The sequence below is a fragment of the Variovorax robiniae genome (genome assembly GCF_037889955.1).
Classification (GTDB): Bacteria; Pseudomonadota; Gammaproteobacteria; order Burkholderiales; family Burkholderiaceae_C; genus Variovorax; species Variovorax robiniae.
The window spans coordinates 94,015-107,798 of sequence record NZ_JBBKZS010000020.1 but is presented as its reverse complement, the minus strand read 5'-3'; the positions used below and the strand labels follow the sequence as shown (position 1 = coordinate 107,798).

Sequence of the window (13,784 nt, the reverse complement as noted above, 5' to 3'; positions counted from 1 at the left end):
ACCGGCGAGGCCTCCTGGAGCGTGTCCTACGGACACCTTCGACGGGTCATCGACATCTGACTGGTCCGTAGCTGTTCGCCGTCAAGCGACGGGGAAGACCGGACAGACACGTCGCAACCGCACCTTCATCTGCCGCACGGCGCCGAACGAGTGATTCAATCAAGAGCAAATACCAAACAGCCGCTCATCAAGGAAGAACAGCCAAAATCCAAACACATCCACCTGACTCTGCGGGAAGTCCTTGTAGGCGGCTTAGGACGGGCGGCTCGTCTGCGAGCCGCTTGGGCAACACGCCGTCCACTTCTTTTGCCGCGCCGGTCATCTCATGGCTGCTCCCTCAGACCTGTCTCTGGCCGAGTTAGCCGCGACGCCGATGATCGGCACGCGCGCTTCCGTACGCCTTGGTCCTGTGCTCACGCGCTTCGACGGCCGCGCAGGTTCGACCGACAATGCCCCGGAGACTTCCTGTCGTCGCGGGAAGTCGATTCGGCCAGGCTGGCGAAATCCACCGTCAATCGAGCGACGCCATCAGCGTGTCGGCGCTGAGCCAGATCGCGGACGAACTGGAGGCTGGCACGCTCGCTCTGCTGCCACTGCGTTCAGATTGGCTCACGCTCAGCCATGGTTTCATTCGCCGTCGTGACCTGATCGCATTGCCTTTTCGAAGGAGGAAGGATCGTTGCCTAGGGGCTTCACCAGCGGCGACTTTCTCGTCGACACCTCGACGCTCGGCCAAGTGAACCTGATTGTGCAATCGGGCGGCTTTGCGCTGCAGTACTGGGACGGCACCAACACTACGGCCAACAACGCGGTGGATGGCGGAACGTCGACCTGGAACACCACGACAACCAACTGGACCAACGCCACTGGCACGGTCAATGCCCCTTGGCAAAGCGGCTTCGCCGTCTTCCAAGGGAGTGCAGGGAGCGTGACACTGGGCCAGGACATCGCGCTGGAAGGCATGCAGTTCCGCACCACCGGCTACACCATCGAGGGCAGCGACTTCGCACTGGCGGGCGGGCCGGAGACGATCATCCGGGTCGATCCGGCCATCACCGCCACGGTCAATGCAGTACGCCGCGCGCCTGGCTGAAGGCCATGAGGTCGAGTAGTGCCTGAACGAGCAATGGTTCGAGGCACTGCAGAAAGCCAGATCGGCCATCACGCTCTGGCGCCACGACTACAACGAGGTAAGGCCCCATAGCAGCTGCCAACACATGCCCCCGGCGAAGTTCGCTGAGCTGCATCGCCAGCGCGCTGGCGATGCAGCTCAGACCATCCCAACAACCACCGAGATCAATTAATCTTGCAGCCACCGCTACGGTCCCGACCGATACAAGGGGCCGCTATATGTGGTGCGTGAGTGTGAGGAATTCTCTTCTTTATCACGGTACGAGTCGATCCGCTGGCGAGGACAGCGCCGACGCGTTGGAACCCGCCTTCGCGAAAGCGTTCGCGCTGGTTCCGCAGGTCGCCCGGCACTATGCGCCCACCGCGTGCAGGCAGCACGCCAAATAGGCGGCAGACGTGGCAAGGGCGCGCGACAAGGTAATGGGAAAGGCCTTGGCTGCTCACGCCGCCCAAGCGGCCTGCGGCTGATGCACAGGATCGGCGCGTGGATGCTGCGTTGCTGCGTGCCAACATCGCCATCGTCGACTTCGCCTATGGGCTGGCCAAGCCTGCGCTGAACATGGCAGAGGCAATCGTAAACAGCGCATGTTTGCCAGATGCCGCCCGCCTGATGACCCAAGAGTCGATTTGACATGCATGAGCGGGCAACACATGCTGCGGCGGGTAACTATGCTTCCAAGTTCGGGAATAACTTTCGATGAAGAATCGCTATGCGATTGGGTACAGAGACAGCGCAGGCGGTAGCGTTCACCTGGGCGGAGGTGGCAGGCGCCCTTTTTGCAGCGCGCGGCATCACTGAGGGGTTTTGGAGGCTCAGCGTTGCGTTCGAATTCGCGGGCGTCACAAACGAATGAACGAATGCGGTGACGGACCACAGCGACGTCGCGCCGACCGCGTTGGTGGGCATTCGAGGCCTGGCGATCGAACCGGCATGCACTCTTGCTCCGATGGTTTTTGCTGCCCGCATTTCATCTTCGTAGCTGACCGGACCAATTCTTCCGGAGGGGGTGGTCCGCTACCTTGGAGAGCCGGCGCCGATGCCGCACGCCTTGGCCTCCTTCCTCGCACGCATTTGTGATGCAAATGTCCGCTGTTCCCACTTCTTGCGAATGGATCGTTGAGGGGAAACAGAGAAAGGTCGATGCCTTCAAATGGAGAATGTCGATGGATCCGGACGAGCATGGCGACGCGCGGGCACATGGATCGCTGACGACACAACCATGCCAGCCTCGCCGACAAAGGTCTTGTGGAGGCCCGATGCGGCGCCCGTGTTCACGACGAATCGGTCCGCGAAGTCTTCACGTCTTCACCTCGATGGTCTCGAGCGCGCGTCGCAATTCCGCCGGCAAGGGCACGGGGCGACGCGTGACGCGGTCCACGTACACGTGCATAAAGTGGCCCTGCGCCGCAGCCTGCTGCCCGTCGTTGGCGAAAAGACCCACCTCGTAGCGCACGCTGGAGGCACCCAGATGCACCACGCGCAGGCCGGCACGTACGATGTCCGGGAAGGCGATGGAAGAGAAGTAACTGCAGCTCGTCTCGACCACCAAACCCACTGTTGGGCTGCGCTTGAAATCGAGCACTTTGCGCTCCAGCAACCACGCGTTGACGACGGTGTCGAACCAGCTGTAGTACACGACGTTGTTGACATGCGCATAGACGTCGTTGTCCATCCACCGCGTGGTGATGTCGCGGAAGTAGCGGTAAGCGCTGCGGCTTTCCGGCACGGGCTTTGCCATGGCTTCAGGCCTCGGCTTTCACGCGGCGCACGAGGATGGCTTCGACGGTGCCGCGCACTTGCGCCTGGTTGCCGGCCTTGGCCTGGGCGGTCTGGCCGCTCTTGATGACTTGGATCATGGGTTCTCTGTGGGGTTGAAGATATTCGCTATGCGGCCTGGGGGCGAAGCTCGGGCGCGACCCGCCGGAAGACGGTCAGCAGGATCAACGAAGCCACCACGTACACGCCCATCACGAAGTAGAGGCTGTGGACCGTGCCTCCGGTCGCGGCGTTGATGGCGGTGGTCACGGGCGGGGCAATCGCGCCGCCGAGGTTGCCGATGCTGCTGACGAGCGCGATGCCGGCCGCCACCGAGGTCCGGGGCAGGTATTCGGAGACGATGGCGAAGAACACGGGCGGCACCGAGGCGATCCCCATCACGGCCAGGCTCAGGCCTGCGATCGACGCCGCGAGATTTTCGTCCGCCATCGCGATGACCGAGAGGCCTGCCACCACCACCAACGCCGCGCCGGTGAAGTGCCAGCGCCGCTCCTGATGGCGATCCGAGCTGCGGCCCAGGAGGACGACGCCGAACATCGCGCACACCTGCGGCAGCGCCGCGTAGACGCCGATCCTGAGCATGTCGTTCACGCCCCAGCTCCGGATCAGCGTCGGCGTCCAGAAGGCGATCGAATAGGTGCCGGCCACGACGAGAACGTAGGTCAGCGACAGGGCCCAGACCTTGGGGTCGCGCAACAGGTCGATGAGGGACGCATGCGCGGCCTTGTCCACCGATGGGCCTTGCGCATCGAGCTGGTGACGCAGGGCAGTCTTCTGCTCCGTGCTGAGCCACGAGGCCTGCTCCGGCTTGTCCACCAGGACGAACCAGGCCACGATGCCCAGCAGCGGCGCAGGCAGGCCCTGCACGAGGAAGAGCCACTGCCAGCCATGCCAGCCGTTGGCGCCGTTCAGGTACTTCATGATGGCGCCCGAGAGCGGCCCGGCGATCAGGCTCGCCACGATGGCGCCGAGCAGGAAGACCGCGATCATGCGGGCGCGTCGCGCCGGCGGATACCAGAAGGTCAGGTACAGCAGCACGCCGGGCGTGAAGCCCGCCTCGAAGGCTCCGAGCAGGAAGCGCAGCACGTAGAACTGCATGGCCGTCTGCACGAACATCATCGCCACCGCCACCCCGCCCCAGCACACCATGATGCGCAGCAGCGTCTTGCGCACGCCGATCTTCTCGAGCATCAAATTGCTCGGCACCTCGAACAGCAGGTAGCCGATGAAGAAGATGCCCGCGCCCAGCGCATAAACCGCATCGCTGAAGGCCAGCGTGTCCTTCATCTGCAACTGCGCATAGCCGACGTTGATGCGGTCGAGGAAGGCGACCACATAGGCCGCCAGCAGCAGCGGCATGATGCGCCAGCTGATAATCGAATACATCGCGCGGTCGGCGGGCGTTTCCGCCACCGTGTTCGACGTCTGGTTCATGAATTGTCTCCGTAGTTGATGTTTGCAATGGGCTCGGGAACCGCCCTGCCCCTATGCGCTCGAGCCCAGCACGAGCCGGCCCGGCAGTTCGCGCAGCGCCTCGGAAAATGAGCCGCTTTGGCGGCCTTCTTCAAGAGAGTCCGATGACGCAATCGATCATTTCACTCGCCGGCTGAGGCGCGGTAGTCAGCTCAGCAAATCCTAGGGATGAACTGCACGAGCGCCCCCCTCACTTTTGGGCGGGTCGCCGCATGCCGAGTAACGCTGTTACAGCCTTCCTGAATTCACCGACACGATGGCCGCAGCGCGTTTCCTGCCACGCGCGGCGGAAGCTGCTTTCCCGGCACTCTCCTCTATCCGACGTACTGAATCCCTATAGCACGCGCGCACGCACGAGTGACGGCCGGTCTTTCTGATGCGGCATTGCGCATGTTGAGCGGCCCCTCGCAAGCTGGATCATGTGCGCTTTCAATGGCCGGTCCGGACTCAAATGCTTGGCAGACGCTGATCTTGCTAGGGAAACGCTGATTTATTGACCCAGCCGGCACGGCGTATGCATGCGAGCGAGGACCAGATTCCTGAGGCCTGATCGACATGAGCCAACGCAGTTTTGCCAGCGCCGAGTACGCATTGAAGAAGAAGCGAACGCGCCGCGAGAAATTCCTGGGCGAAATGGAACGCGTCGTGCCATGGGCGCGCTTGATCGCGGTCATCGAGCCGATGTATCCGAGGAGCGGACGCGTCGGTCGGCAGCCTGTCGGCGTTGCGCGGATGCTGCGCATGTACTGCCTCCAGCAGTGGTACGGCTTGGCCGATGAAGCGCTGGAAGACGCGCTCTACGACAGCCAGGCGTTGCGCGACTTCGTGGGCATCGATCTGTCGCGCGAATCGGTGCCCGACGCCACGACGCTGTTGAAGTTCAGGCGCCTGCTGCTGGACAACGACCTCACCAAAGCTCTGTTCGAGGAGATCAACGCTCACCTTGCCGAGCAAGGGCTTCTGATGCGCGCGGGCACCATCGTGGATGCGACCATCATCGCAGCGCCGAGTTCGACCAAGAACGCGAGCAACACCCGCGACCCCGAGATGCATCAGACCAAGAAGGGAAACCAGTGGCACTTCGGGATGAAGGCCCATATCGGCGTTGATGCCGAGTCGGGCCTCGTGCACACGGTGCTCGCAACGGCGGCCAACGTCAGTGACGTGACGCAAGCCGGCGCGCTGCTGCACGGCGAAGAGGCCACCGCCTTCGGCGATGCCGGCTATCGGGGTGTCGACAAACGCGAAGAAGCGCGGGCACCGACGTGGCACGTGGCAATGCAGCCTGGCAAGCGCCGACAACTGGACCTGACCCGCAAGTGGGCGCGCATGCTTGAGAAGGCCGAGCAGTTGAAGGCGAGCATCCGCGCCAAGGTCGAGCACCCGTTCCACGTGATCAAGAACCTGTTCCGTCACAAGAAGACCCGCTACAAAGGTCTTGCGAAGAACGAGGCGCAGCTGTTCAGCCTGTTCGGTCTGGCCAACCTGGTCATCGCCAAGAGATCATTGATGCGTGCCACTGGCAGAGGTGCGTCCTGAACCGAGAAAACGGCCTCCAGAGCTGCTCAAATGCCGCGCTGAACGCCCCCGCCATCTCGATGTTGCGGGATCACGCGGTCGCACGCGTTGTGGTTGCGTCGACCCGGCTCAAGGAGCCCATAGTTCAGCGTCTCCCTAGAGGATTGGCCGGCCATTGCGCTCGCGCTGTTCGCCTGACACGACTGGCCCCACGAACGGCCGCGGCGCGCCGGTTACCCATCGCGGCCAGCGCGTGGCCGAATACAAAGAAGAGCGTCAGCCGCCAGAACAATTTGCGAAACATCGGCCTGAAGGCTCGGGGTGCATGGCTTGCGCTGCTGGAGAACCGTTATTCCCCGCCGGAGCTTTCTTCAACTTTTGGTACATGCGGTCAATGGCCTTGGGGCGTCGAAAGCAGTCGGCTTCGTCCCGACTGCTTGACAAGCCCTTAGGTTGAGTTACCCGCCATTCGCGTTCCCCGCCCCCGAACCCGCTGTACGCGCCCCCCACAAAAGGGCGGGCCACAGCACGCCCTTTGCTCCTATGCTCCATGCGCCACAACAGTAACGGGACATGTGCAAGGCATTCGAGCCATTACCTGATGACAGACCTGCAGCCGATCGGTGGTGACAACAACCCGCGACGGATTTCCGCGGCGCGTCGGGTGCAGCGGCAGCCGCTGCTACACGCAGTACAGGACGCGTGCTCTCTGTGCGGTGTCATCAATGGTGTCAGCGGCCCGCACATACGAACATTAAATCTACTTCGAAAATGACATGAGAAAGATCGATCTGACCGGCAAGATTGCCATCGTCACCGGCGCGGGCGCCGGCCTCGGGCGTGAGCACGCCCTGTTGCTGGCGCGCCTGGGCGCGAAGGTGGTCGTCAATGACCTGGGCAGCGACCTCAACGGCCGTGGCGGCAGCGCCTCGGCGGCGCAGAAGGTGGTCGACGAGATCATCGCCATGGGAGGCCAGGCCGTGGCCAACGGAGCCTCCGTCACTGACTTCGAAGCCGTGCAGCAGATGGTGGCCGACACCGTGGCGCGCTGGGGGCGGGTGGACATCCTGATCAACAACGCCGGCATCCTGCGCGACAAGAGCTTTGCAAAGATGGAGATGGAAGACTTCCGCACTGTCGTCGAGGTGCACCTGATGGGCGCCGTGCATTGCACCAAGGCCGTGTGGGAGACGATGCGCCAGCAAGGCTGGGGCCGCATCGTGATGACCACCTCGTCCTCGGGCCTCTACGGCAACTTCGGCCAGGCCAACTACGGCGCGGCCAAGATGGCGCTGGTGGGCCTGATGCAGACGCTTTCACTCGAAGGCGAGAAGTACGGCATCCGTGTGAACTGCCTCGCCCCGACAGCGGGCACGCGCATGCTCGACGGGCTGATGCCCCAAGACAAGCTGGACGCCCTGTCGCCAGCGGCCGTGAGCCCTGCCATCGGCGCACTTGTCACCGAAGACGCGCCCACGCGCATGGTGCTGTGTGCCGGCGCGGGCAGCTTCGAGGCAGCGCACATCACGCTGACACGCGGCATTCACCTGGGTACCGGGGAGCAAGTCGTGCACGAACTGGCCGCGCGACTGCCCGAGGTGGCCGAGCGCGATGCAGAGACTGTGCCCCGCAGCGGCGCGGCGCAAGGCGACCTCGAATTGAAGAACGCCGGTTTCGCACCCGCCACCCTTGACGCCATCGCGGCTTGAAACACCCACTGAGAAACAACACATGATTGACGCAGTGATCGTCTCCACCGCCCGCACGCCCATCGGCAAGGCCTTTCGCGGGGTCTTCAACGACACCAAGTCCCCCACCCTGCTCGGTCACGCTATCGCGCATGCAGTGCAGCGCGCAGGCATTGAACACGACCGCATCGAGGACGCCGTGATGGGCTCGGTGCTGACCGCGGGAACCGCTGGCTCCAACATCGCTCGCCAAGCGGTGCTGGCCGCTGGCCTGCCGGCCACGGTCGCCGCGCAGACCATCGACCGCCAGTGCGCCTCCGGCCTGATGGCCATTGCCACCGCGGCCAAGCAGGTGATGGTCGACGGCATGGAGGTCGTGCTGGCGGGTGGACAGGAAAACATCTCCGCCGTGCAGCAGCGCTACTTCGAGTGGGTGGGCGCGGAGCAGGACCCCAACGTGCTGGCCCACGTACCGCACGCACACATGCCGATGCTGCAGACGGCAGAGTTCGTCTCGCGCAAGTACGGTATCTCGCGCGAGGGGCAGGACCAGTACGCATTCGAGTCGCAACAGCGCACCGCGCGCGCACAGTCGGAGGGTCGCTTTGACGCGGAGATCGTGCCCATCACCACGCAGATGGTGGTGACGGACAAGGCGACGGGTGAGACGAGCCGCAAGCAGGTGACGCTTGCCAAGGACGAAGGCAATCGGCCCGAGACGACGCTGCAAAGCCTGGCCGCGCTCAAGCCCGTGGTCGAGGGTGGCATGGTCACGGCCGGCAATGCCAGCCAGCTTTCCGACGGCGCGAGTGCCTGCGTTGTGATGAACGGCACGCTCGCGCAGCGGCTCGGACTCCAGCCGCTGGGCATCTACCGCGGCATGGCCGTAGCCGGCAATGCGCCTGAGGAGATGGGCATCGGTCCCATCTACGCGATTCCCAAGCTGCTCAAGCAGCACGGGCTGCGGGTGGACGACATCGACCTGTGGGAACTCAACGAAGCCTTCGCTTGCCAGGTGCTTTATTGCCGCGACCACCTGGACATCGACCCCGCGAAATACAACGTCAATGGCGGCAGCATCTCCATCGGCCATCCCTACGGCATGACCGGCGCGCGAACGGCTGGACATGCGCTGATCGAAGGCAAGCGGCGCTGGGCGAAACGCGTGGTTGTCTCCATGTGCGTGGGTGGCGGCATGGGCGCTGCGGCGCTGTTCGAGATTGCCTGACAAACCCCTCCTCGAAGCGGCCGATCGCCGCAAGGAAAGGGAGGTCGGCGTCAAAAGTCGCGCCTGCTTGTTGTAGCGCATTGGGATCCCCCCGCTCTCCATTCGGCCAAGCTTCGAGTCGTCGAAATCGGCCTGCCCGAACGAAGTCAGCACGGGTGAAGTGCTGTCGCAGTCCCGGGGGCTTCTTCAGCTTCTTCACGTGCCCCCAGCGCAGAACGACCGATATAGCAGCCGCTGCGGTGCGAGCTTCTTCGCTTCTTCCAGACCTGAATGGCCGGGCGAGCAACCATCGATTGCGTCGACGTAGGCGACAACCGGTCGGGACGGTGGTCCGCGCCGTAACCTTGATCCGATCGCGCCCTTGCTGGGGCTGCGTGCTGACAGCGCGGCCACGCATGTCAGCAATTCGTGATCCGACCAAAGGCTATACGGCTGGAGGCGGACGGGGTGAAAGATGGACGGTGAGGCGGCCCCACGCTGCTCGGCCACCGTCAGGGCCGACGGCACCCTGCTCGGCTTCGCTCGTTGCAGGCAGCGCAATCCCAGGCGTCTAGGGGCCTCCCAAGGCCAGACTCGTTGACAATCATTCGTGCCTCGCGCAACGCGCTGTCCTTGACAGCACCACTCGCGGTCCCTGCGCGACTACGGCGCCGACGAACTTGAGGCTGCAATGGTTGCGGCCTCGGCGCTGCATGCAGCCGTAGGCGCGCCCCCTGCGGTACGGGCCTTGGCGATTTCGGCCCGTGCGGCGGCCATTTGTGCATTGAATACCGGATTGGCATGCAGGCGTGCCACTGTGGCGGCACCGACCAGGCGGCCTGCCTCGATGTCACTCTGCCAATGAACGCCGCAAATGGCGCGGCTTTGCGAGAATGCCCGCCCGCGTTGCAGCAGCACGTCGGCACGGTCGGGCGTCAGTTCGGTCAACATGAGTGCCCAGCTCCAGCCGATGGCCGAGTGGCCAGACGGATAGGAGCCGTCTTTGGCCAGAGCGGCTTCTTCCTTTGGTGTGCAACTTCCACTGTTGAGCATGACGAACGGACGCGTGCGCACGTACTTGTCCTTGGCTTTGTAGGTGGCCAGCGCGGAGTCGGTCAAGGTACGCCGCAGCAGCATGTTCAGGTTGGGCGTCGCTTGCTCGGAAATCTGGATGCCCAAGGCGCACGAGAAAACCGCAGCAGCCTCGGGAAAGCGCAGATTCGCGTCTGTCACGGCCATGGCGCCGCGCGGCGTATTTTGAAGTTTGGTAAGGCTGCGGAAGGTGTCAATGTCCGCCGTCAGCGCAGGCGAGCCTTCAGCCGGTGGCGGTGGCAACAGGGCGAGGCTGTCGGGCAACTCGGCGGGCGCGAGATAGCCTTTCAAGACTCCGGTGCCAGCGCGCAACTCGCCCACTTCGGCCGGCGAGACGGGGGCCACAATGCGGGGTGCCAATGTGCACGCACTGGCGACAAGCGCGGCCGCAATTGCTGCGGTAAGGGATTGAATCTTCATCGATGTCTCTTTGTGAAGCGGACGTGCCCACTTTAGCGGCTGTGCGAATGATGCGTCCAACTCAGCACGTTGCCTCGATGCGAAGGCAGTTGAACACTGCGCTGCCTCCTTTCTCGTGGCCAGCCGGGCCGGCAAATGATTGCCATCTGGGAACGGCGCGGGGCAAGGTGTTTTGAAGCCGCGGTCTACGCCATCTCGAAGTCGCAACGCGAGCGACAACGTTCTACGAGCGGACTTAATTTTCATGGTTCCATCGCGTCATCGCGGGGTCATCCGTATTGCGCCATCCAGGCGCACGCTCGCGCCATTGAAGTACGTCAGCCGGATCATGGCCTCGACCAGTCTGGCGAATTCGTCCGGGTCGCCGGCGCGCTTGGGAAAAGGCACCGATGCGGCCAGAGCGGAGGTCACCCCCTCGGGCGCCGCGCGGAAGAGCTCCGTGTTGAAGATGCCGGGCATGATGGTGTTGACGCGGATGCCGTGGTCCATCAGGTCGCGGGCGATGGGCAGTGTCATGCCGACGATGGCGGCCTTCGACGCCGAGTAGGCTGCCTGTCCGATTTGTCCGTCCTCGGCGGCAACCGAGGCCGTGCTGATGATCACGCCGCGCTCTCCATCGGCCAGTGCCTCCAGCGCCAGCATGCCGGCGGCGGACTTCGCGATGCAGCGGAAGCTGCCGACCAGGTTGATCTGGATGATGCGATCGAAGCTCTCGAGCGGGTAGTGCAGCGCGGCGCCCGTCGCCTTGTTCAAGCTCGCCGTCCTGATCGCTTCACCGGTGCCAGCGCAATTGACCAGCAAACGCTCCTGCCCGTGCGCTTTTCGGGCTAGGGCAAAGCCGGCATCGACCTGGGCCTCGCTGGTGACGTCGACCTTGCAGAACACGCCCCCAACCTCGGCCGCCAGCGCATTGCCGGCTTGGGCGTTGAGGTCAAACAGCGCCACCTTCGCGCCCAGGCTGGCCAGATGTCGGGCGGTTGCTGCGCCAAGACCGGAAGCCCCCCCGGTGACGACGGCTGCTACGGATTCGAGTTGCATGTCTGAATGCTCCTGAAGTTTCGGATCTCACGTGCGGTGCAAGGACGTCATCGATCGCGTACGCCGCTGAGAGGCTTTGGTGGTGGCCGTCGCTACACTGGATTTCCACGGCGAGAAAGGTGCCGGGTTACTGGGGGTCCTGTTGGAGAGCAAACGGCGATGTTCCCAAGAGCGCACGCACGGCTGCCACTGACGCCTCACCACGCTCGTCCATCTCCCGCACCGCAAATGCGAGCAGCGCCTGTTCGTGTCTGGTGATGTGGCGTAGCAACTGCCGCTCCCGGCTGTCCTTCGGGGCGAGCCGTTCGGCCGCACTGAACTCGGCCACAAAGTTTTCCAATGCCGGGCGCATCACGTTCAGGAACTCCAGCCACGGCAGAGCGGAGAGCTGCTCTGCGAGCTGCCGGCCGCGTTCGATGACATTGAGTGGCTCGCCCGGCTCCACGCCAAGACCCTTCAGCGCAGCACGAATGTGTTCCTTCGTTTCAGTTTCAAGTTGCGCCAACAATTGCCACCTGCCTTTCCGGTCGCCGTCCCCGGCGCGTTGTGACATGCCGCGGAAGAATGCCTCGCCCTCGACCTCTCCTTCAAATCGTTCGATCAGGTATTGCTTGTATTCGGTACTCAAGCGTGCTCCTCGTTAGATTGGTCTCATTTTCGACACCGCTGCGCAGCACAGCGGTTGAAATCCGGCGATGTCATGAAGGCCGACGCACCGCCTGGTCCCGTCGATGCTCGGGCCACAGGACCTTCAACGCTTCGCCGCTTTCGCGATAGGCATGGCAGCTCCCCGCCAGTCCTGGCCTGGGAAGAGGGTCGGTGCCTTCCAGCATGCGCCTCAAGACGCCGTCTGCGCGGCGCACGGCGTACATGGTCTGTATTGCCGTGGTCGCAAGCGGCCCCATCAATTCCGTCAGATGGGTACAGCCCTTGTCACCGCCAACGATCTCATGGACCTTTTTCTTGAAACCCGGCCCGATCCGCAACCCCTCGAGCGCCGCATAGAACCGGCCGGCTTGCTGGCAATCCTCCATCGGGCCCTTGGCCGTGTGCGCTTCCATGCGATGGATCAGCAGCGCGCTGTCGACGGTCATGACGACGCGCATGTCGTGAATGCTGTCGCCGGCATCCAAGCGCTTGAAGAACATGTCGGTCGCCACCGGTGTGATGTCGCGCAAGCTGGCCTCGATATCGTACAGGCCGTCATCGCGCTGGAAGCCTTGGCACTCGATGCGGCGCGTGTGCAACAGCCTGCGACCGGTCATGCCTGCCGGTGCGGTGCAACTCATGCCAGGCTGCGCCCGATGATGAGCTTCTGGATGTGGCTCGTGCCCTCGTAGATCTTGGTCACGCGCACGTCGCGGTAATAGCGCTCCACCGGGAAGTCGGTGAGGTAGCCATAGCCGCCATGGATCTGCAGTGCATCGGAGCAAACCTTTTCGGCCATCTCGCTGGCAAACAGCTTGGCCATCGAGGCCTCCGCGGCGCAGGGGATGCCGGCCTCGCACAGGCGGGCCGCGTGCAGCATGAACTGATAGGCCACTTCGACCTTGGTCGCCATGTCGGCAAGGTCAAAGCTGACGCCCTGCAGCTTGATGATGGGTGCGCCGTAGGCCTCGCGCTCCTTGGCGTACTTCACCGCCGCATCCAGCGCGGCGCGCGCCGTGCCGATGGCAACGGCCGCGATGGCCACCCGTCCTTCGGAGAGCGAGCCCATGATGCGCTTGTAGCCCGAGCCTTCCTCGCCGATGACGTCCTCCACCGGCACGCGGCAGTCATCCAGCTGGATCTGCGCCACATGCGCCGAACGCTGGCCGAGCTTGTGCTCCACGCGTGCGACCTTGTAGCCTGCCGCCTTGCCGTCGACGATCAGCAGGCTGCTGCCGTTCTTGCCCGCAGCCTTGTCGGTCACGGCCAGCACCAGCCCCACGCTGGCCTCGCTGCCGTTGGAGATGAATTGCTTGCTGCCATTGAGCACGTAGTGCGCCCCTTCACGGCGCGCGAAGGTCCGGAAGGCCGCGGTGTCCGAGCCGGCGTGCGGCTCGCTCAGCAGGAAGGCGCCGATGTGCTCGCCCGTCGCGAGCCGGGGAAGGTACTTCTGCTTCTGCGCTTCGGTGCCCGATTTCGAGATCATGAAGCCCACCGAGTTGTGCACGTGCATCAGCGTCGCGAAGCCTGCATCGGCCGCTGCGAACTCCGTGATCGCCAGGCAGTACTCGACGAAGCTCGCACCCGAGCCGCCATGGGTCTCCGGCGTGAGCATGCCCATGAAGCCGAGTTCGCCGACGGTCTCCAGTTCAGCGCGCGGCCATGCGCCGGTGCGGTCGCGCTCGGCGGCGGTCCGTGCCACGACTTCCTGCGCCACCTTGCGGGCGCTCTCGCGGATCATGGTTTCCTGTTCGCTCAGGAAGGCGGTCGAGGTGTCGGTCATTGCATGCAC

13 protein-coding genes are annotated in these 13,784 nt (G+C 63.9%); 6 read left to right on the top strand and 7 right to left on the bottom strand.

Annotation, left to right across the window (positions count from 1 at the left end; translation table 11 throughout):
- Window positions 1–679 precede the first annotated feature (679 nt).
- From WKW79_RS30050 to WKW79_RS30045, 3 genes are all read left to right on the top strand, one after another.
- A complete protein-coding gene (locus WKW79_RS30050) occupies window positions 680–1,093 on the top strand; it encodes a hypothetical protein (protein ID WP_340338901.1) in 414 nt (137 codons plus the stop codon).
- A 22-nt stretch (window positions 1,094–1,115) separates the two neighbouring features.
- A complete protein-coding gene (locus WKW79_RS37095; RefSeq protein ID WP_422823983.1) occupies window positions 1,116–1,304 on the top strand; it encodes an integrase core domain-containing protein in 189 nt (62 codons plus the stop codon).
- A gap of 311 nt (window positions 1,305–1,615) precedes the next feature.
- Window positions 1,616–1,762, top strand: coding sequence for a hypothetical protein (locus WKW79_RS30045; protein ID WP_340338900.1), 147 nt, complete (start codon window positions 1,616–1,618; stop codon window positions 1,760–1,762).
- Between the two features lie 667 nt (window positions 1,763–2,429).
- Here the strand turns inward: WKW79_RS30045 and WKW79_RS30040 are convergent.
- Complete coding sequence (locus tag WKW79_RS30040) at window positions 2,430–2,870, bottom strand: acyl-CoA thioesterase (RefSeq protein WP_340338899.1); 441 nt, start codon at window positions 2,868–2,870, stop codon at window positions 2,430–2,432.
- Between the two features lie 146 nt (window positions 2,871–3,016).
- Window positions 3,017–4,342 (bottom strand): MFS transporter, encoded by a 1,326-nt coding sequence (locus WKW79_RS30035; RefSeq protein ID WP_340338898.1) that lies wholly within the window; start codon window positions 4,340–4,342, stop codon window positions 3,017–3,019.
- Between the two features lie 594 nt (window positions 4,343–4,936).
- Here WKW79_RS30035 and WKW79_RS30030 point away from each other — a divergent pair.
- From WKW79_RS30030 to WKW79_RS30020, 3 genes are all read left to right on the top strand, one after another.
- Entirely contained in the window at window positions 4,937–5,920 is a 984-nt protein-coding gene (locus tag WKW79_RS30030) for an IS5 family transposase (RefSeq protein WP_340338897.1), read from the top strand.
- Between the two features lie 755 nt (window positions 5,921–6,675).
- A complete protein-coding gene (locus tag WKW79_RS30025; protein WP_340338896.1) occupies window positions 6,676–7,608 on the top strand; it encodes an SDR family NAD(P)-dependent oxidoreductase in 933 nt (310 codons plus the stop codon).
- A 22-nt stretch (window positions 7,609–7,630) separates the two neighbouring features.
- Window positions 7,631–8,815, top strand: coding sequence for an acetyl-CoA C-acyltransferase (locus WKW79_RS30020; protein WP_340338895.1), 1,185 nt, complete (start codon window positions 7,631–7,633; stop codon window positions 8,813–8,815).
- 642 nt (window positions 8,816–9,457) lie between these two features.
- Here WKW79_RS30020 and WKW79_RS30015 read toward each other — a convergent pair.
- The 5 genes from WKW79_RS30015 to WKW79_RS29995 form a co-directional block, all read right to left on the bottom strand.
- Window positions 9,458–10,306 carry an acid phosphatase gene (locus WKW79_RS30015; RefSeq protein WP_340338894.1) on the bottom strand — a complete coding sequence of 283 codons (849 nt, stop codon included), beginning with the start codon at window positions 10,304–10,306 and terminating at the stop codon, window positions 9,458–9,460.
- A 258-nt stretch (window positions 10,307–10,564) separates the two neighbouring features.
- Window positions 10,565–11,344, bottom strand: coding sequence for an SDR family NAD(P)-dependent oxidoreductase (locus WKW79_RS30010; protein ID WP_340338893.1), 780 nt, complete (start codon window positions 11,342–11,344; stop codon window positions 10,565–10,567).
- Between the two features lie 127 nt (window positions 11,345–11,471).
- The gene (locus WKW79_RS30005) at window positions 11,472–11,972 is read right to left on the bottom strand and encodes a hypothetical protein (RefSeq protein ID WP_340338892.1); all 501 of its coding nucleotides are present in this window, start codon (window positions 11,970–11,972) and stop codon (window positions 11,472–11,474) included.
- A 70-nt stretch (window positions 11,973–12,042) separates the two neighbouring features.
- Window positions 12,043–12,591 carry a DUF2889 domain-containing protein gene (locus tag WKW79_RS30000; RefSeq protein WP_340338891.1) on the bottom strand — a complete coding sequence of 183 codons (549 nt, stop codon included), beginning with the start codon at window positions 12,589–12,591 and terminating at the stop codon, window positions 12,043–12,045.
- Window positions 12,592–12,629: 38 nt separating this feature from the next.
- A complete protein-coding gene (locus WKW79_RS29995; protein WP_340338890.1) occupies window positions 12,630–13,775 on the bottom strand; it encodes an acyl-CoA dehydrogenase family protein in 1,146 nt (381 codons plus the stop codon).
- Window positions 13,776–13,784: the final 9 nt, after the last annotated feature.

Coding starts and splice junctions, on each gene's coding strand:
- WKW79_RS29995 (WP_340338890.1), bottom strand. CDS start 13,775: ATGACCGACACCTCGACCGCCTTCCTGAGCGAACAGGAAACCATGATC.
- WKW79_RS30040 (WP_340338899.1), bottom strand. CDS start 2,870: ATGGCAAAGCCCGTGCCGGAAAGCCGCAGCGCTTACCGCTACTTCCGC.
- WKW79_RS30035 (WP_340338898.1), bottom strand. CDS start 4,342: ATGAACCAGACGTCGAACACGGTGGCGGAAACGCCCGCCGACCGCGCG.
- WKW79_RS30025 (WP_340338896.1), top strand. CDS start 6,676: ATGAGAAAGATCGATCTGACCGGCAAGATTGCCATCGTCACCGGCGCG.
- WKW79_RS30030 (WP_340338897.1), top strand. CDS start 4,937: ATGAGCCAACGCAGTTTTGCCAGCGCCGAGTACGCATTGAAGAAGAAG.
- WKW79_RS30010 (WP_340338893.1), bottom strand. CDS start 11,344: ATGCAACTCGAATCCGTAGCAGCCGTCGTCACCGGGGGGGCTTCCGGT.
- WKW79_RS30020 (WP_340338895.1), top strand. CDS start 7,631: ATGATTGACGCAGTGATCGTCTCCACCGCCCGCACGCCCATCGGCAAG.
- WKW79_RS30015 (WP_340338894.1), bottom strand. CDS start 10,306: ATGAAGATTCAATCCCTTACCGCAGCAATTGCGGCCGCGCTTGTCGCC.